Annotated in this window: 16 protein-coding genes; 3 read left to right on the forward strand and 13 right to left on the reverse strand. The window is 45.0% G+C overall.

Going from position 1 to position 20539, the window contains the following annotated elements:
• Window positions 1-5 precede the first annotated feature (5 nt).
• The 13 genes from MWL85_RS02855 to MWL85_RS02915 form a co-directional block, all read right to left on the reverse strand.
• The gene (locus MWL85_RS02855) at window positions 6-653 is read right to left on the reverse strand and encodes an O-methyltransferase (protein WP_244401339.1); all 648 of its coding nucleotides are present in this window, start codon (window positions 651-653) and stop codon (window positions 6-8) included.
• Window positions 650-2104, reverse strand: a complete 1455-nt coding sequence (pyk, locus tag MWL85_RS02860) for a pyruvate kinase (RefSeq protein ID WP_244401340.1) — start codon at window positions 2102-2104, stop codon at window positions 650-652. Before pyk ends, MWL85_RS02855 begins: the two co-directional genes overlap by 4 nt.
• 41 nt (window positions 2105-2145) lie before the next feature.
• Window positions 2146-2577, reverse strand: coding sequence for a type II 3-dehydroquinate dehydratase (locus tag MWL85_RS02865; RefSeq protein ID WP_070707008.1), 432 nt, complete (start codon window positions 2575-2577; stop codon window positions 2146-2148).
• 87 nt (window positions 2578-2664) lie between these two features.
• Window positions 2665-3543 carry a phosphatidate cytidylyltransferase gene (locus MWL85_RS02870; RefSeq protein ID WP_244401341.1) on the reverse strand — a complete coding sequence of 293 codons (879 nt, stop codon included), beginning with the start codon at window positions 3541-3543 and terminating at the stop codon, window positions 2665-2667.
• 12 nt (window positions 3544-3555) lie between these two features.
• Window positions 3556-4662, reverse strand: a complete 1107-nt coding sequence (locus tag MWL85_RS02875; RefSeq protein WP_244401342.1) for an endonuclease/exonuclease/phosphatase family protein — start codon at window positions 4660-4662, stop codon at window positions 3556-3558.
• 1 nt (window position 4663) lies between these two features.
• Window positions 4664-5308 (reverse strand): rhomboid family intramembrane serine protease, encoded by a 645-nt coding sequence (locus MWL85_RS02880; protein WP_244401343.1) that lies wholly within the window; start codon window positions 5306-5308, stop codon window positions 4664-4666.
• On the reverse strand, window positions 5283-5951 hold the full coding sequence (locus tag MWL85_RS02885) for a rhomboid family intramembrane serine protease (protein WP_244401344.1): 669 nt from the start codon (window positions 5949-5951) through the stop codon (window positions 5283-5285). The genes MWL85_RS02880 and MWL85_RS02885 overlap by 26 nt, the downstream gene beginning before the upstream one ends.
• A gap of 71 nt (window positions 5952-6022) precedes the next feature.
• Window positions 6023-7537 (reverse strand): glycoside hydrolase family 10-like protein, encoded by a 1515-nt coding sequence (locus tag MWL85_RS02890; RefSeq protein WP_244401345.1) that lies wholly within the window; start codon window positions 7535-7537, stop codon window positions 6023-6025.
• A 6-nt stretch (window positions 7538-7543) separates the two neighbouring features.
• A complete protein-coding gene (gene panC, locus MWL85_RS02895; RefSeq protein ID WP_244401346.1) occupies window positions 7544-8392 on the reverse strand; it encodes a pantoate--beta-alanine ligase in 849 nt (282 codons plus the stop codon).
• Between the two features lie 136 nt (window positions 8393-8528).
• The gene (lipB, locus tag MWL85_RS02900; protein ID WP_244401347.1) at window positions 8529-9212 is read right to left on the reverse strand and encodes a lipoyl(octanoyl) transferase LipB; all 684 of its coding nucleotides are present in this window, start codon (window positions 9210-9212) and stop codon (window positions 8529-8531) included.
• A 12-nt stretch (window positions 9213-9224) separates the two neighbouring features.
• Entirely contained in the window at window positions 9225-12161 is a 2937-nt protein-coding gene (locus MWL85_RS02905; RefSeq protein ID WP_244401348.1) for a PD-(D/E)XK nuclease family protein, read from the reverse strand.
• A 50-nt stretch (window positions 12162-12211) separates the two neighbouring features.
• The gene (locus MWL85_RS02910; RefSeq protein WP_244401349.1) at window positions 12212-13630 is read right to left on the reverse strand and encodes a DUF4270 domain-containing protein; all 1419 of its coding nucleotides are present in this window, start codon (window positions 13628-13630) and stop codon (window positions 12212-12214) included.
• Window positions 13631-13711: 81 nt separating this feature from the next.
• Window positions 13712-14557, reverse strand: a complete 846-nt coding sequence (locus MWL85_RS02915) for a glycogen/starch synthase (protein ID WP_244401350.1) — start codon at window positions 14555-14557, stop codon at window positions 13712-13714.
• Between the two features lie 601 nt (window positions 14558-15158).
• Here MWL85_RS02915 and MWL85_RS02920 point away from each other — a divergent pair.
• The 3 genes from MWL85_RS02920 (at window position 15159) to MWL85_RS02930 (ending at window position 20533) form a co-directional block, all read left to right on the forward strand.
• Window positions 15159-15722, forward strand: a complete 564-nt coding sequence (locus MWL85_RS02920; protein WP_244401847.1) for an RNA polymerase sigma-70 factor — start codon at window positions 15159-15161, stop codon at window positions 15720-15722.
• 325 nt (window positions 15723-16047) lie between these two features.
• Window positions 16048-17076, forward strand: coding sequence for a FecR family protein (locus MWL85_RS02925; RefSeq protein ID WP_244401351.1), 1029 nt, complete (start codon window positions 16048-16050; stop codon window positions 17074-17076).
• 52 nt (window positions 17077-17128) lie between these two features.
• Window positions 17129-20533, forward strand: coding sequence for a SusC/RagA family TonB-linked outer membrane protein (locus tag MWL85_RS02930; RefSeq protein ID WP_244401352.1), 3405 nt, complete (start codon window positions 17129-17131; stop codon window positions 20531-20533).
• The last annotated feature ends 6 nt before the right edge of the window (window positions 20534-20539 follow it).

A 20539-nucleotide genomic window follows, 5' to 3' on the forward strand; every position in this document is an offset into this window, starting at 1 on the left:
TTTTATTAGTTAATCATGATCATTGTGAGCCCATCTCGCATCGGGAGGATCACTTTCGATACCCTCTGATCTTCGGCCACAAGTTGGTTAAATCTACGTATTCCCACAGTTTGTGGATCGTGAAAATTATCGTGCCATACTTTTTCGCCCCAAAGCGTGTTATCGGCCAATATGAGGGCGCCCTTGGGGAGGCGAGAGGCGAGCAATTGGTAGTACTCAGGGTATTGAGCCTTATTGGCATCAAGGTAGACTAGCTGGTACTCCTCTAGCGGTAGCTCGCTGATGATCTCAAGAGCATCACCCATCAGTAGCTCCACTCGATCCTCTACGCCCGCTTGCTGGAGGTGGTCAAGGATACGACTACGCAATTCGTCATTCAGCTCTATCGTGGTGAGCTTTGCTCCCTTCGGCAGAGCCGTGGAGAGGGCAATGGTAGCATAACCGACAAAAGTGCCTATCTCTAGTACCTTTGAGGGCTTCATCAGCTCTACAATCATCTGGAGAAACAAGCCCTGAATATGCCCAGACACCATGCGGGGATGGGTGAGCGTGAGGTGAGCTTCTCTACTGATTTTGGCCAATAGATCTGGCTCTGGTGAGGAGTGGGTGGCGATGTACTCCTCCCTTGCTAGCTCCTCTAATCGCCGATTCATTTCTTTTGCTCTTCCTCGCTATAGAAGTCAAGTAGGTCACTTACTCTATTAAATTCAAGGCTGGTAGTGCCCACCTCATTGCTTAGGGTACCACCAATATAGGCGATGAGGTCATCTGTCTTCAGTAGGCCACGCTCCAAAAGTGTCTTTACCGCCTTGACATAATACTGGCGCCTATTGTATCCCTCATGACTTAGGTAGATAGGATAGACACCGAAAGAGAGATTGAGCTGACGGGTAATGTATTGATCCTTACAAATAGCATAGATCGGAGCCTCTCCTCGGTAGGCACTTAGGTTGCGTGCACATCTTCCCGAAGCCACATCTGTGATGATCGCCTTCACTCCAAGCCGGAGGGTGGACTTCACGGTGTACTTTGCTAGGTAGCTAGTAACCCCTAGGATATCATTTTCGCCCTTGCGAAGCTTAATACCGCCCCGATAGCTAAGATGCTTCTCCGCCTCTACGATGATACGCTTCATCGTCTTAACTGCATCCACAGGGTATTTACCATTGGTAGTTTCCCCACTCAGCATCACCGCATCAGTATTCATCAAGATAGCACTAGAGACATCCGATACCTCTGCACGAGTAGGGCGAGGATTGTGGATCATGCTGTGGAGCATCTGTGTGGCAATGATTACTGGCTTCTTCTTCAGGATACAGCGGTGTACAATATCATTTTGGATGGCTGGAATCTTCTCGAAGTCTATTTCAATGCCAAGGTCGCCTCGAGCGATCAAAATACCATAGCTGGCATCAATGATCTCATCAATATTATCTACTCCCTCTTGATTTTCAATCTTAGAGATAATCTTGATCGCCTCGCCACCATTTTCATCTAGGATACGGCGTACCTCATCCACATCTTTATGGCTACGTACAAAGGAGTGAGCGATAAACGCAAGCCCTCTCTCTATCGCATAGAGGATGAATTGATGGTCTCGGTCACTCACTGCAGGTAGATTGATATGGACATCAGGCACATTGACACTCTTGCGAGAGCCTAAGACGCCATCATTCTCTATCACACAGTAGAGCTTCTCTGCGTCCTTGTCCAATACCTTAAGACCCACTTCACCATCATCAATCAGGATGCGAGCCCCTACAGGTACATCGTGTACAAAGTTCTTGTAATTCACATAAATGCAGGCTTCGGTGGAGGTTCCCTTAGGGTCGGCCGCTATGGTGATCTTATTTCCGGCTACGAGGTTAGCTTGATGCTCAAACTTTGTGGTGCGTACCTCTGCCCCCTTGGTATCAATCATAATTGGTACCTGAGGATCTACGCTACGGACGTTGTCAATTATCCGATCAAACCCCTCCTTATCAATATGTGCCGAGTTGAGTCGAACGACATTAACACCGGCATCAAATAACCTTTTAAGAAACTCTGTGTCACATCTTTGGTCAGAAATTGTGGCAACTATTTTTGTCCTTTTATTGTCCATAATCAATCAATCGTAATATATACTTTCTTTCTTTCTTTCTTTTACCTTCTAGCAATTAAGTGTGCAACAGCCAAGCGGTATCCATCTAGTCCAAACCCCATCAAGGTCCCTACACACACCTCGCTCAGGAGGGTGATGTGTCGGTGAGGCTCCCGTGTAGCAAGGTTGCTAATATGCACCTCTACTACAGGACACTCTATCGCACGCACCGTATCCTGTAGGGCATAGGAGTAGTGTGAGAGGGCACCAGCATTGAGAATCATCCCACTAGAGTAGGGGGCTTGGCTCTGCATATAATCAATTAAGTCTCCTTCGTGATTGCTTTGGAAGTAGACCAATTCCCATGCCGGGAATAGGTCCCTCAAGCGTTCGAGGTATTCATCAAATGGGGTGCTCCCATATATCTCTGGCTCCCTTGTCCCTAGCATATTGAGGTTGGGACCGTTTATGATATGTATCTGTCTGCTTTCCATGCTATCACTTCCTTTGTCTATTGCAAAGATAATCAATTTATTCGTGGCGGAAAATAGCGGATCGTACTATCTGCGCAGATGCTTCCCTTACGCCAAGATGACCAAATTAATGTAGAAAAAGGATGGGATCGCTACAAAGAGAAGACTATCAATCCGATCCAAGATGCCCCCATGCCCAGGGAGGATATTGCCCGAGTCCTTTACTCCATAAGAGCGTTTCAAGAAACTCTCAAAGAGGTCACCGAAATTGCCAAAGAAAACGATCAATACCGCCAATGTAATCCAGTTAGATATAGTTGCTACCTCAGGGAAAAGGGAGTGAAACCCAATAGCCCCAAGAATGGCTACCACGCCACCACCGATGGCACCCTCCCAACTCTTATTAGGGGATACACGGCGGAATAGCTTGTGCCGACCCAGTAGCGAGCCGATGAGATAAGCTCCAGTATCATTGAGCCAAATGGTTACCATAATGGGCAGTAGCCAAAAGGTGTCGGGGAAAGCAAAGTCGCTACCTAATCGCTCAGCCACACCATATCGGCTTCCCATGGTTAGTACCAGTAGACCAAGTGGTAGAGCTGTATAAAGGTGGGCAAAGAAAGCGTGCCCCAACTCAACTGAGGGCTGCCGTTGAAGCCTATAGATCTCTCCAATCAGATAGAATAGTAGGTAGCAAAAGTAAGGGAGTAGCACTAGGAGTGTCCTTTGCCAATCCCCCGAATAGTCAATCAGTGTATAGGCGGCTAAGATAGGGAGCCCAGCCACCATGCCATGAACAATTCTTAGGAAAAGTGCATAGAGATTGGCCCCAGTCATCAATTGATACTCGTATGAACCAAGCATGGCAAATAATGCCAATACCCAGGCCATTAAGTCGATCCGATTGGTCAGTATGCAACCTAAAATGATACCGACATAGACAGCTCCTGTAACCGCTCGTGAGGCTAATGATTTAAGTTTCGACATACAGATATTTTGCTAATTCCACTTGAAGTCAACAATAAGTGGATTGTGATCACTATACAATTTATATTTTGGAATACTACTTCCAATCGCTTTAATTTCCCCCTCATAAAAGAGGTGGTCAATCCGGAAGGGCATCAATCGTTCGTTGAATGAGACAGAAAGTCCTAGCCCAGTTTCGCTATAGGCATCTCTCATCCGGCTCCTTAGCTGACTGTAGGTATAGCTCATGGGCGTATCGTTGAGATCCCCTACAACAATTGTCGCCTGAGGCTGATACTTATTCTGTAGCTTTTCCACATCCTTTCGCACCTTACTTGCCACGCTAGCCCGTTGGTTCAGTCTAGGACCCAATCGACGCTTCACCTTGATAAATTGCTGAGGTAGGTCCCTTATGCTAAAGTCTTTAATATAACCTTTGTATTCCTCTACTTCCGAACTATTAAGGCTATAAGACTCTAGATGGTTATTGACCAATAGTAGAGTGTAGCCCTCCTTTAATTCAATGAGGTACCCGCACGATCCATTGTGTGACGATTCATACTCAATACCCTCTACAGACTTGATTGGGAACTTTGATAGGATGGCTTGTGTCTTGTGGATATGTCGGTAGGGGTAGCTGCTGAAAAGGCTCTTAAGCTTTCCGTCTGTTGGGAATTGGTCTGGGTATAGATTGGCCTCTTGGAGAGCTAGAATGTCGGGGTCGTAGCTTTTAATTAGTTGAGGTGCTAAGAGTGTTCCCGCTTCGTCTCTGCCCAGAAAACTCTGTACGTTGTAGCTCATCACCCTGAGGTCATACTCCTTCTTTAGACCCTTACCAAAATGAATGGGGAAGTAACTAAATATATAGCCTATTGATAGGATGAATAGCAATGTATAGCAGCCGAAGTAGAGCCACTTACGACGGAGTAGATAAAAGAGCCAAAGAAGCAACAGTCCAGCTAACAATAGGGGGTAAGCAAGATTAAGAAAGGCTGGGATCTGCGTCTTCAGCGGCGAGATAAAGGGAGATAGCACCGCCAGAATGTAGAGTGCAATAAAGAGTAGGTTCGGAATCAACTCAATAGCACGAAATGTGGTATTGAGCAGACGAATAGTCCTATCCTTACGCATCCCTTTCATATTACTTGAGCTGCTCCTGCTCCTCCCTCGTGAGTGAATGATAGCCAGAAACCCTCGTCTTTTCCACGAGTAATTCGGCAGATGGTGTCTCCTCTAAATGCTTCTTCCGCTCAGAGAAAATAACCCATAGAGTTCCCACAATATAGCCCATCAGATGTACCCCTTGAGTCACCTGCCCTAGCTTTCTTTGCGTTGCGAAGTCAAAGATGAGCACAAATAACATTGCATAGAGTAGCCACGCCCTTTTTTGGCGAACCGACTTATAGAGCACTAGTGGCACAAGGGCGGCAATGCCAGCAGAAGCACCTACCAATACGCCATCGCCTATGAGCAGAAAGAGCAAGCCCCCTGAGAGAATACCGCAGAGAAATAGCCCTAGTACCGTACGATTACTAATGCCACAACCCACAGAAAAGAGTAGTAGCATTAAGAGCATCCCCACATTGATTACTATATGACGCCAATAGGTATGCACAAAGCCGTAGGTCACTAGGCTCCACGGCTGGCTGAGGAAGGTGCCTCCATCACTAGGAAGTACTAGCCTACTGATAGTCCCATGCCCCCACGATATCACTACCCAATAGAGTAGAAGTATCGGGATAAGCAGTGCAAATCGCCTATTAGTAAAAGTCTTGCCAGCCATCATCGAGTTGTCGTGCTCTAGCTCTCTTCTCCCAAAGTTTGATTAGAATAAATCCGAAGAGCATCCCCCCTAGGTGGGCAAAGTGAGCTACTCCATCTGCCGAGCCTGTCACTCCTAAGAAGAGCTCCATCACACCGTAGCCGATCACCAGCCACTTTGCCTTGATAGGAATAGGGATAAACATAATGAAGAGTGGCACATTTGGAAACATCATGCCGAAGCCGAGCAAAATGCCATAAACCGCACCACTGGCCCCTATCGTAAGCAGCTGCTCAAGGAGGTAGGGTGGGTATCCCGAAAAGCTAAAGCTCCACACCAGCTCCTGCATCAGCCCTGCACCAATACCTGTAATGAGGTAGAAGAGGAGAAATCGCCAACTGCCCCACAACCGCTCCAACGTATTGCCAAACATCCAAAGGGCAAACATATTGAAGAATATGTGACCCAGTCCTGGGGCGTGTAAAAACATATAGGTGACCAGCTGCCAAATCCTAAAGGAGTCAGACCCAATATAGTGCAGACCCATATTCCAGGTGAGGTCATACCCTATCCTTGGTAAAGCAGACTGTGCTAGCCAGCATATCACATTGATGATGATGAGGTTTTTCGTAACATCCGAAACCTTATCTCGTAACTCTATTCTCATCCTATTTATCCTCTATTTGCGTGCTTACTACTTCACAAAGATACTCTTTTTTCTCGTTCTTTCCTATCTCTCTACTGCACGGGGGCCTCCTCTTCCCTATAGTAGTAGACCCCTCCAGTCAGCGGAAGTACTTCTAGTTGAGTTGATAGATCGTACTCACTTACTTTGATACCGATGAGCTGACCCCGCTTCAAGACACTCCATGGGATAGTTGCTTCCTCTTTAGTTGTAACAAGAAAGGGGGCTTCTACCCCATTTGGCACCTCTCCATCGTGTGAAAGATAGAGCGCAAATAATTGTCCCTTACTACTTCCATGCCACGCCACATGTAGCCCATTAGGTCGTCCCTCAATCTGTAGTTCCTGGCCATCGAGCCAGTCCATCCATACTCCTCTATCGAGGGGCAACTGTGCTCTTTTATCCCAAAATTCTCTCAATGGTGTAGACAAACCAATGCCATGCGAGATGGCGTGCTCTGCTCTGAAAAGAGCCACCCCAGCAATATTGGAAAGGCTATCAAGATAATTGATCTGGTTCATCACCTCACTCTTGGGCCAATTACCCTCTCGCTCCAATACCATATAGGGAGCCAAGCCCACTACTAGTGGCACATTGAGTAGCTTTTGCCACTCCTTTACAAAAGGGTAAAAGCGTTCGCCACGAGAGTACATCATTGGTACCACGAAGTCGATAATACTATCACGGCACCAAGCCACTGGGTCTTGCCAAGCCTCATTCAGGGCGGTCCAACCACTATACTTCAGCCCTGGCACATTGTCGTAAGTGCCAATCACCGATGCACTCAGTAGCACGTCAGGGTGTCCCTCCTTCGTTGTTTGGTAAATCGCTCGCACCATCCGATTGATGTTCTCTCTCCGCCACTCGTCCAGACTCATGCTACCGCCCCGCTTACGGTACTCCTCGGCGTCGGGAAATTGCTTGGCTCTATCGGGATAACGGATGTAGTCCAGATGAATGCCAGCCAAAGCATAGTGATCCAATAGCTCCCGCACCACACTACAGATCAGCTCTGTGCTACTCGCCTTGGCTGGGTCTAGATACCAGCCCCGTTTATACCTCGCCATCTCATTGCGGTACTTTTTGGGAAAGCTCCACGACGGCATGCTATTCACCTGCTTGTCATTGCCCATGGGCGTCACTGCCACCCACGCATGCACCACCATTCCTCGTTTGTGGCACTCTTTAATGGCAAAGTCAAGGGGATCGTAGCTCAGTTGGTAGCTACTACTTACAGGCACAAAGTCGCCACTCATCGGCTCAATCTTTGAGGGGTAAATGACTCGCCCTCTACTACGCACCTGCAGAAATACGGTATTGATGCCCAGTTTGTGGAGTTGGTCTAGCATCCGTACCAATTCTGCCTGCTGCTGTCTCTCTCCTGATACGCTAGTGGCGGGGCGGGAAGGCCAGTCAAGACCGTAGTTTGTGGTAAGCCACACCGCTCTCATTTCATACTTTCTGCCTACCTCTGATGCCCACAATGATGATGTGGAGAACCAAAGGAAGCCCACAAGGAGTAGAGCGACTATTTGTCTCTGCCTACTCACAGATTGCAACTTGCTCACCCTCTATTATCCTTCGAATGAGATGTGGTCTATCAAGCGTACTTCACCGCAGTAGACTGTGATACAGCCAGTAGTATTGCCGTTCCACGCTTTAGCCTCCTCCAGAGTGTCGCTCTCGACGATGCTAAAGTACTCCACCCGAAGGAGCGGGTCTGCATTTATCTGTTTCACCACAGCTTCATGCACCTCTGAAACGCTCTTGCCAGACTCTTTTAGTCGCTTTCCCTCTTGCAACGCCTCATAGATCTTAGGGGCTGCTGCTCGCTCCTCCTCAGAAAGTCGACGGTTGCGGGAACTCATCGCTAGACCATCACTCTCACGAATAACCGGGCAAGAGATAATCTCAATATCTGCCATGTCGGGGCAAAGAGTGCACATCCTCTTGATGACCGCAATCTGCTGAAAGTCTTTCAAGCCAAAGTAGGCTCTATTGGGTCGAACCAAGCGGAAGAGTTTGCTCACTACCCATACCACTCCACGGAAATGTCCAGGTCGGTGTGCACCCTCCATCACCTCTCCTACACGTCCGAGGTCTAGGTTAGGTGCCTCCTCTCCTTCCTCATACATATCCTCGGCAGTTGGAGTAAAGACAATATCTACCCCCACCTCGCCCAGTAGCTTCAGATCCTCCGCCATATCGTGCGGATAGGTCTTCAGGTCGTTGGGGTCATTAAATTGTGTGGGGTTCAAGAAAAGACTCACCACCGTTAGTTCGCATTCACGCAAACTACGCTCCACGAGGCTCATATGTCCCTCATGTAGTCCGCCCATAGTAGGTACAAAGCCCACCAGTTTCTCCCCTCTTATCTCATTTAGCTGAGCTACTAGCTCCGCTTTAGTCATTGCTATCTTCATAAGTCAATACAATTACCATTCTCCATATTCCCCTAACTAATACTATTCTACACAAAAGTAAAGATAATTTATGACACTCATCACAAAGAGTGGGCAAAAACGACTTTTCCCACCTTGCTACAGAGACTTTACCAAATTAGAGGGCTATATTTCTCTGGAATAACTCTTGGAAGCTCTCTATAAGGTCCTCCTTAGCTTGCTTCATAGAGATTTCGTGCTGAGCCTCAATAGAAAGATTGGTAACCCCTCTATCCGTAAATCCGCAGGGGTTAATCACATTAAAGGCTTGAGGTGGTGTGCTAACGTTAAAGGCGATGCCGTGCATGGTAACAAACCTGCTAGCTTGGATCCCGATGGCGCATAGTTTGCGTGGCCGTTGAGAAGGATCTACCCAAACACCAGAAGCCCCATGCATCCGCTCCCCTTTTACACCATACTTAGCAGCCACATTAATGGCCACCTCTTCAAGTAACTCAACATAGCGACGCAGTCCTATCCCTAGCTCCTCGAGATCGAATATGGGATAAATTGTCCACTGCCCAGGCCCATGATAAGTGACATCCCCTCCTCGCTCTATCTGGTAGCATTCTATTCCTTGGGCGTGAAGGCGCTCAGGAGAGAGTAGGATATTATGCGGGTCGGCATGCTTACCAAGTGTGAGCACAGGGTGATGTTGATTGAAAATCAGATGGTGCTGCACTGGTAGGTGTTGTCGCTTTGCTTCAAGGGCTTTCTGGAAGAGATCCTTTTGCTGAGCAAGTGAGTCTTGGTAACTAATGAGCTGACCTGTGGGGCTATTGTCAATGAGTTGAATATCCATAGTAATATATAGTTATCTGTTTGGAAAGAGCTTTGCCTTATTGCAGAGCTCTCTACCAGCACAGTAGCTGCAGCTATTCTTTCGGTTGTTGGGAATAAATTCATCATCTGTTTCGGCGATACGACGAAGGGCTTCATTCAATTGCTCTTTGAATCCTGTCTCAATCAGACTAAAGCTATCAATTGTCTCATTTTTAGTCTTGTCAATATTGTGTACAAACCAGCCCTGATCGGCATCGCGTACTTTGATGAGCATAGGAGCGATATCCTTGACCGCTTTCTTTCCATAAGCCTCTAGATACATCACGCAGTAGGTGAGAAGCTGTATGGCGGCCCTATCAATGTTGCTGTTTTCGGGGTCAAAACTTCTTTCGAGGTTAAACTCTAGTTTATCGCTACCAGTCTTGTAATCTACCAGTCTTATTTTGCCCTGCTTGATATCAATACGGTCGATGGTGCCACGTAGATGGATGCATTCTCCATTTTGTCCGTAAGAATACAGTGTGGATATGGTCTGTTCCCCTCCGCAGTAGGTAAAAGGGGCGTTTTTGTTGATGTCCAGTTGAATGGTATTTTGGACGTCTTGAAAGATGAGGTCTTTGTACATCTCAAAATAACCATTGAATTGGGTTTCATCTGTCTGATAGGCTTTGTAGTAAGCTTCTCGGACGGCATTGGTGATAAGATCGGGTTTGTCAAGAATCCCCTTTAGATGTTCTTTGGTCACCACGGTTCCATTAAAGCCATTATACAGTATCTCAAGGGCTTTGTGGGTAATGGTTCCGACATCATTTTTTTCTAGTACATCGGTGAGCTCGTCTGGGTCCCGTAGTCCAAGAATGTTTTGGTAGTAAAACTTTCGGGGGCAGGTGAGGTAGTTGATGAGAGCACTCGGGGAGAGCCCATACTTGGATTGCGGCTCTTTACTAGTCAACTGGGCTCTATATGCTTGGATCTTCTGAAGGTCGGGCTGTAGCTCTTTAGAAGGTATGGGAGAAAGTGGAAAGTAAGCATTGTATCGCTTGGCTGGCACTCCGTAAATATGAGTGAGAAGTGTAAGGTAACGAGAGGGCTCTCCGCTAGCTCTTGCCGTTTTACGAGAATCATAGAGGGCGTACAGTCGCTCACTTCGCCCAATCATGTGGAAAAAGTTGTAAGCACGGATAGCATCTTGCCATTTGTAGGTGGGGAGTCCTTTCTCATACCGAATATTCTGAGGAATGAGTCCATATTTCCGGCTTTTGGCTGGTAAGAGCCCTTCGCCCGCATCCATCACGATGATATTCTCAAAGTCTATGGAGCGTGCCTCCAATATTCCCATCACTTGTACCCCTTCAAGAGGTTCGCCGGAGAATGGAATTCGAGCTTGAGAAATAGTGGTATGAATAAGGTCGTATAGGAGGGGTAGGGTGAGCTGATTTCGTGCCGTTTCGTGGGCCGTAACAAATCTGTCGAGCGAACCTTTGAACTCCAGGAGTAGCTCTTCTACCACGGTAAGAGCCATTTTGATGGTAGTATCATCGGAAAACTTCTCTTGAAGGTGTGTGAGTAGCGTGAGCGTATTATGTAATAGGTCACCTTGCTCGGATCTGTCAAGATTGAAAAGCAGGCGTAGGTCTTGGTGCTGCTCTATTTCAATCGCCTGAGAGAGCTCCTCCTCTGTGAAGTAGAGCTTCTTAGAGGTTTTAGGGTTGAGTAGCTTGGTGGTATCAAAAGTGCCCTGATCTAGCTCCAGCCCGAAGAGATCAATTAATTCCTCCCGCCGCCAAATAGGCATCTCGTTCTTCCGACGTCCATAGGCTAATCTCTGGAGATTCAGGAGGTGTAGTAGTTTGGCGATAATCGGAAGGTACTTGATGGGAAAGCCCATAGTGATATTGAGCTTGAGGGGAGCTTCCCCAACTTCACTATCCTGTAAGTTGGAAAGGAGATTGGTGAGCTGGCTTTCATCTGGAAGGATAATGGCGGTATTGGGGTCGCGTAGGTTGATCAGCTCATCGGTCTGTAGTTGCGGGATAATCTTTTGAGCAATATAATTTGCTTGACCTAGTTTGGAGGGGATAGAGATAATATGTAGCTGTGGCTGGTGTCGTGAGTTTTTATCTCTCGTATAAGCCAGCTTATCATCTGTAGGCTCAGGGAAAAGGCTATCTCTTACTTTTCTGTTTTTATCTGTAAACTTCTGCTGTACGAGGTAGCTATCATAATCCCAATAGAAAAGGGTCGCACTATTTTCCTTGAAGTGCTTGAGTATCCTTTGCTCGCTTTGTGAGAGTGCATTGAGTCCGATAAATACATTGACCTTGGGCTCTTTGAATAGCTTTAACTCCCCATTCTCTAGTCTTTGGGTTATGTCACGCATAAGCATGCCATTATAGACTAGCCCCTCACCGCGAAGGGTTTCCTTGAACTGGGTGTAGATTTCAGGGACGTACTGCCAAAAAGCCGTATATCCCTTGTCTAGGTTTTTCTCGAAGTTAGGTGCATATTTTTTTAGAGCGTCAATCTGATCTTGGTTCAGTAGATCCTTGGCTGGTATCGTGAGCTCATCGAGTAAATCCATATTCTCAAATATCGATAACGCATCGGCAAGATGATTGTCGATATCATTGAAGTCAGCCAAGAGTTGCTTCCCTATTTCGTAAAAGTTCTCAAAGCTATATTCACTCTCTTTGTATACTAGCTTATAACTGGTGTAGAGGTGGTAGATGAGTAGCAACTCATTATTGACATTCTCCTCCGGAAGATGGACTGCACGCCTCAAAAAAGCGCCTAGAGTCGTTACCTCAGGAAGTAGTAGCAACTCGTCTCCTGCCACTTGCCTGAGATAGTGGAGAAAGAAATGACCGGATCTTTTGTTGGGAAAGAAGAAACGGTACTTATAGAGCTGCTTGCCTTCGATCCGAAAGAAATGCTGTGCTAGTCCCCTGAGGTATGAAGTGTGGCTCATAGTGATGCTACAAAACTTTTATGGTGTGGAAATGCCAGCTTTCTAATCAATTAGAAGGGCTTACCCTCTTTACGCTGTATGATAGTAGCTTCGAGCTTAGTATTCTGTGGGGTGATGGCAACCTTAACTGCTGAAGGTGGCACCAAGTGGGTAAGACTAATGGTGGCTCCTCCTGCATCTTGGCTCGCTTTCGTTAGCTCTACAGGGAGAATGTAGACCTCTAGGTCTTTATTTGGTTTCTTTTTGATATGCTTGATAATAGCGGAGCCAATATTGCCGAAGTGATAGGTGCTGGAGCCCCTTACGACCATCTCACCGATAAATGAGGTATAGGCAGCTCCAAGTGAGTTTTCAGTTAACTCCTTTTCAAAAAACGTCTTGGTACTATCTACTGGTAGCATGAGAAGGGTTTCGGGAATGCCATATTTTGTGGCAGTAGCCGCTGAGGCGGTAGTCCCTTGCAGGGTATATGTGACTGCATTGAGTGTGCGGGAGTAGCCTGTTGGCGCCTCTTTTAGCTCCTTGGCAATCGCGCGAGTAGGTAGTGTGACTTTTATCCAAAGGCCTGCTGGTGCCTTGATAGTAGCAAATCCTTGATCCTCAAGTAGCTGATCCACTCTGAAATTGACAAAGCGCGAGAGCTGTGGTACCTCCGAGGTGTGAATCAATCTCTGTGCAAATGGCTTGATCTCTTTCTTCTTGTTCTTGGTTTTGGTATCCTCTACCTCAACCTCCTTGGAGTACCAAAAGGCTAGCTCAGTACTGGTGACTCTTATGACACTTCCTTGCCCCGCCGTAGTGTGAAGGTATAGACCAGGGAACCACTGGTCAAAAGCGGCCTGATTGGCAAAGACGGGGTCTCCAGCTTTGGAGCGTGTGAAGAACTCCTCCCCAAGTTCCTTGGGGAGTGCAATGGAAAGCATATAGTTTCCTTTTCCTGAATTACCTTGTATCCTCTTTGAACCTCTGCCTGCCCAGTAGGATAGGGAGCCGAGCTCTTCTCCCACATACTCCTTTACCTCTGTGATGGAGTATTTATTGTGCTTCAGTGGTCGCTTAACTCGGTTGGCAGTCACGGTCATGCTTGAAATAGTATCACCTGCAAATCCGTCGTAGTAGATGTAGAGCCTTACGGAGTCAATGCCAGTGATGACTGACTCGTCTTTGAATCTAAATCCGCTAGGAACGTAAAACTGGGTTAGATATTCTGTCTCAATGCCACCGAACTCTTCGCTGGACATCCGACCTAGGTAGCCCAATGCACTACCTACATAGATATCATTATTCCCAGCTTCGGTACCTGCTGGTACGGTGCGAAGTGTGAGTGCAAAGTCTTTGCTTATAGGCTCTCCCTTAAGATATTCAGGGAGCAAATCCAATCCAGTGGCGTGTTGATCATTTTCACAACCCACTAGGAGTATTGCTAGCACTACTCCTACACTTAGCCAACCTTTTATAGTTCTATTCATATATTTGCTCTATATATTGATAGCTTTTATACAGCTATCCTACCGAATTTTATTATTGGAAAAACATCTTTTTTGTTGTCCCTATTCTTCACTCTCCTCTTCCTCAGCACCGATGATGCTATTGTAGAAGTCGGCCACCGACTCTATAAGTTGGTCGTCGCTTTGGAAGTCTAGCACACTTTTGCCCGAGTCTTCTATTGCAGCAATGAGTTCCTCAGAACTATTGGTTTTGGAGTAGATGATGCCATCCACATACTGTAGAATAAGCTCTACAAGCGCTTCCCGATTAAGTGCCTGCCCATCCAGTAGTGGGTGCTTGATCTGGTCATACGCCAGTACCTCGGTGAGTTGTTCATCAAACGGATACTCTGGAGCTGTATCGTAAGCAGAGTAGACGATCTTGGCACGTGAGAGGGCTGGGTCATCCTTGAGTAGTGTCCTCAAATAAAGGGGGGCTAATCCGGTGAACCAACCGTGACAGTGGATCACATCGGGTACCCATCTTAGTTTCTTTACGGTCTCAAAGACTCCACGGATAAAGAATACTGCACGCTCTACATTATCCTCGTAGTAGGTGCCTTTTTCATCTGTGAATACCCCTTTTCTTCCAAAGAAATCCTCATTGTCAATAAAATAGACCTGCATACGCTGAGGCATAAGGCTCGCTACTTTCACCACTAGCTGGTGTACTTTGTCATTGACAGTAAGATTGACACCCGATAGACGGATCACCTCATGAAGTTGGTGGCGACGTTCGTTGATCACTCCATAATTGGGCATAAATGTACGGATATCATTGCCTCTACCCATGATGCCCAAAGGGATAAGTTTTGAATCCTTACCTACCTTACTATCCTCTAGGTAGGGATAGATTTCTTGTGCTAAGTATAGCACCTTCTTCCTTGCCTGTCGCCGTTTCCTTATCATTCTTTTTCTCCTTTGTTTTTAATATATATCTGCCAATTCCCTCGCTAAATAACTTGGCAAACAGCCGTCTTAATAGGCTATCCATCCCCCATTAAACTCCCCAAAGTTACTCATTTTTCAGCACATAGGCAAAAGCCGCTATTTCGAAGCTTTTTGTGTTTTCTCTCGCGAGACTCTCTACTAGTGCACTTTAAGTACTCAATTCAGCCCGATCCAAGATGGAAAATGGATCGTAGGGGTTGGGCATTAGAAGTACCTAGTGAAATGCTTCCCTAAAACAGGGGCAAAGCCCCCCTCAAAACCAGTTGATATCCAGAGCTATACAAAAGCGTTTGCTGAGATGCAACAAAGCAAATGCTTAGTTGCATCTCGGCAATTGCTTAGTTGCAACTCGCCGATTGCTTAGTTGCATCTCAACTTTTACCCTACTAGCATAGAGGTTTTATGGAGGTCTCAAATCAAATGTCTTGGTGATGTCCAAGATGATATTTTCCACCCGTATGGGAGCTAATCTAAAGAGGCTATGGCTAAATTTATTATCTTTGTAGAAATAGGTTAATGAAATGGTGATAATGACCTAAAAAACTAATCAACTCTAGTGATGATAAGGAGTCGTGGTGGTTGGACGCTTCAGTTTGAAGCTCTCTATGTAGAGTATTACCCAGTGTTGTGTCGTTTCGCTAATCGTTATATAGCAGATCGAGCAACCTCTGAGAGTTTGGTGCAGAATGTATTTTCTAAGATCTGGGAGAGACCAGAAGTCTTGGAAGATATCCGCTCTGTGATTAACTACCTCCTTACAATTACTAGAAATGAGTGCATAGATCACTTGCGTAAAATGAGGTACACTACTCCAATGTCTACCCTTTCTGAGCAGCAGCTTTGGATGATTGAGGAACGCCTTCATAGTTTGGAGGTGTTAGAAGCTCCGAATCCGATGGAAGAGGATATTATTTTCAAATTGGAGCGTGCGCTCTCTGATCTCCCCCCTAGACAACAGCTAATACTCAGAATGTACAGATTTGAAGGTCAAAGCTACAAGGAGATAGCTGATCAACTGCAAATTTCTCCTAGGACAGTGGAAGCACAGCTAAGAATTGCTATGAAGAAACTCCGGGAAAGTATGCCACTTATGCTATTAATCTGGTGGAAGTTGCTCTCTTAGCCAGTCCGAGTTGTTTTCTATGCAGCGTAAATAGGGGTATGTAGAAGGAAATACTCCGCTTTTTTTGGTTCTATTGCACGGAGGTGACTTGCTGTCTCGCTTTGGGAATTTAGCCTCGGTCACGTAATCAAGTATGCCTTCCAATCTGGTACGGTCATATTCTTATTGTGTCTTGAATATGTCTGAGGGCATTTGTGTCGCAGTCTCATAGTGAATTGAATGTCTTTAGTTGATTAGGGTTATTTAACTCTTTTCTGTTAAGGGTTTTTGGATGTTCGTGCGTCTATGTATTAAGTTGAGGGAAAATACGTGGACTTTTTAATACATGAGAATGGAGAAAACCAAGCGATATATAAGTGAGCATCCTGAGATTATAGTTAAATACTTACGAGGAGAGTGGCGAAGCCTTTCTCCAGAACAAGTGGAAGAGCTTAGAGTTTATATGACGGAAAACCCAGATGAGGCCATGTCTCTAAGACAAGAGTATAATCTAGGCTCCTTACTTTTATTGGAGACCCAACCTGACGACAATGAGGTGGGATTACGAAACTTAAAATCTTTTAGAAGGTGCCAACGGAAGAAGCATTGGGCAGGCATCTTTAGTGCTACGATAAAGGTGGCTGCGGTGTTAGTACTAGCTATTCTTTTGGGACATTTATATGGAGACTTTCGTATCAAGCATACCCTTAAAGATCTTAGAGTGGAGGTACAGGCACCCGAGGGACAACGACTTAGGTATCGTCTAAGTGATGGGACTGTGGCGTATCTTTCCCCTAGATCTAAATTAATTCTTTCTGGGGATTATGGTAGATCCAAACAAAGGAAAGTGGAGCTTGATGGTTCGGCTTACTTTGAAGTGGAGTCGGATATGGATCATCCTTTTTTGATTTCTACTCCAGCGGGATATGATGTGAAGGTCACAGGAACTGAGTTTTTCTTGCAGTCTGATTCCCTTATGCCATTTTCATTGTCACTAGAGAAAGGGGCTGTCTCTGTGTATAAGGAAGGGGCTAGTGGCTTATTAGTAGATGAACTAAAGCCTGGAGAAGAGTTGACTCTCACCCAATCTGGATTTATCAAAGAAGATCGAGATGTTGAGGAGATTTCACTTTTGCAAAGAGGAGTCATTAGCTACAGTAGTGTACCACTTAAAGATGTACTTCAAGAGCTTTCGTATTGGTATAAGGTACCCATTTCCTTTGAGAATAACTGCAAAGACACACTGTATATGACAGGTAAGATCAAGTTGGGTGACCCACTCCCACTGATTATTCAGGCAATTTCATCCAGCTTTTCAATAAGTGTAGAGTGGAACCCTGATGGGTCAGTGCGTATTCGTGACTGTTCAAAATAATAAAGCTAATAATAACCGTAATAAGATAAACTTAAAACTAAATCAAAAGAGTATGGAAATGCGAATTAACCACTTCTGTATCCGATTAATTGGTCAACTGTTTTTTGCCTTTTTGGCAGTAGCATTTGTGCCAGTTATGCTTTGGGCACAGACTGCTTCTGTAGTGCTGCCAACTCAAGAGCTTACGCTAAAGGAGCTCATGAGTACGGTGGAAAAACAGACCGGCCACCTATTTATTACTGAAAATGGACAGGTGGATCTCAATCAGACCATTAAGCTTTCAAAGAAGAATTGGTCGGTAGATGAGCTCGTTCTTTTTATTTCAAAGACCATTGGTGTACAGATAACAAAGGATGGCTCTTATCTCTCAGTGAAAAATCTCTCTAAGTCTACTAAGTCTAGCACTAGCGAGAGGTTTACACTCAAGGGAAAAGTATTTGACCAAGAAGGGCTTCCATTTATAGGTGCTACCGTAAGAGTTGTGGGAAGTGATAGAGGTACGGCCACCAATCTTGATGGCGAGTTTTCACTACCTGTCTCTATTGGTGAGGAGGTGGAGGTAAGCTTTGTAGGCTTTAAATCCATCAAAGTGACTATCCAAGTTCGAAAAGATTTGCAGATTACCCTCATCGAAAATACTGAACTCCTCGATGATCTAGTAGTCGTAGGCTATGGCGTAATGAAAAAAAGTGATGTTACAGGTGCTATATCTACTATTGATGGTAGTACGCTAACTAAGCGCTCAACGACCAACCCAGCTGAAGCACTTCAGGGACAGATGGCAGGCGTTAGTATTATGAAGAGCGGAGGTAATGCCGGCTCTGGAGTGAGTGTTAAGGTTAGAGGAATCAGTACATTTGGAAGTAATGAACCTCTATATGTTATTGATGGCTTCCCTGGTGATATAAATGCAATTAACCCTCAAGATATTGAATCAATTGAGCTCTTGAAGGATGGTGCAGCAGCGGCCATATATGGCTCTGTGGCGGCAAACGGTGTAGTAATCGTAACCACTAAGGGGGGTGGCAAGGGTGAGATAAAGGTAGAGTTCAGTAGCTATCTTAGCTTGCATCAGATTGCTAAGAAATTGGAGTTGCTTAATGCTCGTGAATATAAGCAAGTTCATCGTGCAATGTACGATAATTATAATGCCTTTGCCAGTGAATCAGATAAAATGCCTCTACCTGCATATGTCACTAAAGAAACTGATGTGGACACAGATTGGCAAAAAGCTATGCTTCGTACTGGCTTATCTCAAAACTATATGGTCGGAGTTCGAGGTGGTGGAGAAATGGGGCAATTTTCACTGTCTTATAATAGAAGTGATGACAAAGGAATATTCTTAGGGAACAACTATAGACACGACTTGGTTAGGACGAAGCTAAATTTGCGTAAAGGAATTGTTGCAATAGATGCTAATCTCGGATTTAAATACACTGCTAGTAGGCAGCCTCAATACAGTCTGAAGGAGATGTATATGATAAGCCCATTAGTTCCAATTTATGACAAATCTCAGGAGAGTGGGTATGGCCTAACTAATTTTGATGGACTTCCTAACAATAGAAATGTTATGGCAGACAACGACTTTAGAAATGCTCTAGAGTCTAAATATCAAACAACAGCGAACATTGGATTTACTTTTGATATATATAAAGGGCTTACCTTCCGCACTAGTTACGGTTATCGTGGCGAGCACGAAAAGCAAAGCCAGCATGTCCCCCCATATGTGGCTGATGTAAAGTCCAAACAGCAATATACTGAGCATTCGGAGTACTCCGCTTATTGGGAAGAGCAAGTTTTCGATAATGTAATCAATTATAATAGCACTTTTAGTGATACTCATAGTATTGCTGCCATGTTGGGTACATCGCTAACCGATGAGAAATATAATTGGAATAGAGTCGGTGTAGAGGGTAAGACAACTGTTTATAGTGTTGACGAACATGGAAAGCTAGTGACTACGGAGGTGCCTTCAGGATTCCTGGATCCATCTTTTGATACAATCGATGCTGGAAAGGGAGGAACTTATGATGGTTCTGGTACTAAGTTAGAGTATCGTAGATTTTCATTGTTTGGGCGCTTAAACTATAGCTTTAAAGGCAAATATATGGCTCAAGTAACTTTGCGTAAGGATGGATCCTCTAAGTTCGGGGCTAATAGTCGTTGGGGATACTTCCCCTCTGTAGCTTTGGGTTGGCGTATCAGTCAAGAAGATTTCTTCCCTAACTCAAGTGTAATTACAGATCTTAAACTTAGAGCTAGCTGGGGTCGCTTAGGAAATGAGGTGGCACTTGGTAAGTATGACTTCGTCTCATTAGTTTCTACGAGTAATACAAAGGCACAAGGTTATGTGCGAGGTAAAGGTGCTAACCCATGGCCTGGAAGTATCTCTAGGGAACTAGAGAATAGAGGACTTAAGTGGGAAACCTCAGACAATAAAAATATTGGTCTTGATTTTGGGCTCTTAAAAAATAGGCTTACAGGATCAATTAACGTTTTTGCTAATGAAACGCAAGATTTGCTTATTACAAAAGTATTGCCACCTTCAGCAGGTCTTAATAATCCAACCCTCAATGTCGGTAAGATGCTGAATAGTGGGGTAGAATTTGAGTTACAATGGAAAGATACATTTAAGGACTTGAACTACAACGTAGGATTGAACTTAAGCACTCTACACAATAAGGTTTTAAGCCTTTCTGATGAGAGGCAAGCGATTTATGGGGAGGGACTTAAATATGGTTCGGAACATTTCCCTACTCAAACTAGAATTGGTCTGCCAATAGGATCTTTTTATCTATATAAGACGAACGGAATTTTTCAGAGTTCAGAAGAGGTTGCAGCTCATAAGGGCATTCATGGCCCTTTGCAACCAAACGCTAAACCTGGTGATATTCGATATGTGGATACTAATGGGGATGGCCTAATCAATGAGGATGACAAAGTGTTTTGTGGCACTGGAATGCCAAAACTAGAAGCGAATCTATCTTTTTCAGGTACATATAAAGGGTTTGATCTGTCTATGCTATTGAGTGGTGCATTTGGTCACAAACTTTATAACGGTAATAGATATTTCTATGAGGGAATGAACTCAGGATCTAACTTCCTAAAGAGTACCCTAAATGCTTGGACCCCAGATAATAGAGATACTAATGTTCCGCGTGCAGTGTATTCTGATCCTAATGGGAACTTACTTGAGTCAGATCGATTCTTAGAGAGTGGAGATTTTATAAGGCTCCGCCAGTTACAAATAGGATACTCTATTCCTATGTCAGTGACCAATAAGTTACAAATTGATCAACTCAGAATTTATTTGAGTGGAGAGAATCTTGTGACCCTCACTAAGTATACAGGAATTGATCCTGAATTTTCTAGAGCCAGTGTGTTGAATACTGGTGTTGATAAACTTATATATCCTTTTACCCGTTCTTTTACAGTAGGATTACAATTAACCTTCTAAGATGAC

The organism is Porphyromonas somerae (assembly GCF_022845615.1).
In the GTDB taxonomy this organism is placed as follows: domain Bacteria; phylum Bacteroidota; class Bacteroidia; order Bacteroidales; family Porphyromonadaceae; genus Porphyromonas_A; species Porphyromonas_A somerae.

Excerpts from the sequence above, each read along its gene's own strand:
- MWL85_RS02855 (WP_244401339.1), bottom strand. The coding sequence starts at position 653 with ATGAATCGGCGATTAGAGGAGCTAGCAAGGGAGGAGTACATCGCCACC.
- pyk (WP_244401340.1), bottom strand. The coding sequence starts at position 2,104 with ATGGACAATAAAAGGACAAAAATAGTTGCCACAATTTCTGACCAAAGA.
- MWL85_RS02865 (WP_070707008.1), bottom strand. The coding sequence starts at position 2,577 with ATGGAAAGCAGACAGATACATATCATAAACGGTCCCAACCTCAATATG.
- MWL85_RS02870 (WP_244401341.1), bottom strand. The coding sequence starts at position 3,543 with ATGTCGAAACTTAAATCATTAGCCTCACGAGCGGTTACAGGAGCTGTC.
- MWL85_RS02875 (WP_244401342.1), bottom strand. The coding sequence starts at position 4,662 with ATGAAAGGGATGCGTAAGGATAGGACTATTCGTCTGCTCAATACCACA.
- MWL85_RS02880 (WP_244401343.1), bottom strand. The coding sequence starts at position 5,308 with ATGATGGCTGGCAAGACTTTTACTAATAGGCGATTTGCACTGCTTATC.
- MWL85_RS02885 (WP_244401344.1), bottom strand. The coding sequence starts at position 5,951 with ATGAGAATAGAGTTACGAGATAAGGTTTCGGATGTTACGAAAAACCTC.
- panC (WP_244401346.1), bottom strand. The coding sequence starts at position 8,392 with ATGAAGATAGCAATGACTAAAGCGGAGCTAGTAGCTCAGCTAAATGAG.
- lipB (WP_244401347.1), bottom strand. The coding sequence starts at position 9,212 with ATGGATATTCAACTCATTGACAATAGCCCCACAGGTCAGCTCATTAGT.
- MWL85_RS02905 (WP_244401348.1), bottom strand. The coding sequence starts at position 12,161 with ATGAGCCACACTTCATACCTCAGGGGACTAGCACAGCATTTCTTTCGG.
- MWL85_RS02910 (WP_244401349.1), bottom strand. The coding sequence starts at position 13,630 with ATGAATAGAACTATAAAAGGTTGGCTAAGTGTAGGAGTAGTGCTAGCA.
- MWL85_RS02915 (WP_244401350.1), bottom strand. The coding sequence starts at position 14,557 with ATGATAAGGAAACGGCGACAGGCAAGGAAGAAGGTGCTATACTTAGCA.
- MWL85_RS02920 (WP_244401847.1), top strand. The coding sequence starts at position 15,159 with ATGATAAGGAGTCGTGGTGGTTGGACGCTTCAGTTTGAAGCTCTCTAT.
- MWL85_RS02925 (WP_244401351.1), top strand. The coding sequence starts at position 16,048 with ATGAGAATGGAGAAAACCAAGCGATATATAAGTGAGCATCCTGAGATT.
- MWL85_RS02930 (WP_244401352.1), top strand. The coding sequence starts at position 17,129 with ATGGAAATGCGAATTAACCACTTCTGTATCCGATTAATTGGTCAACTG.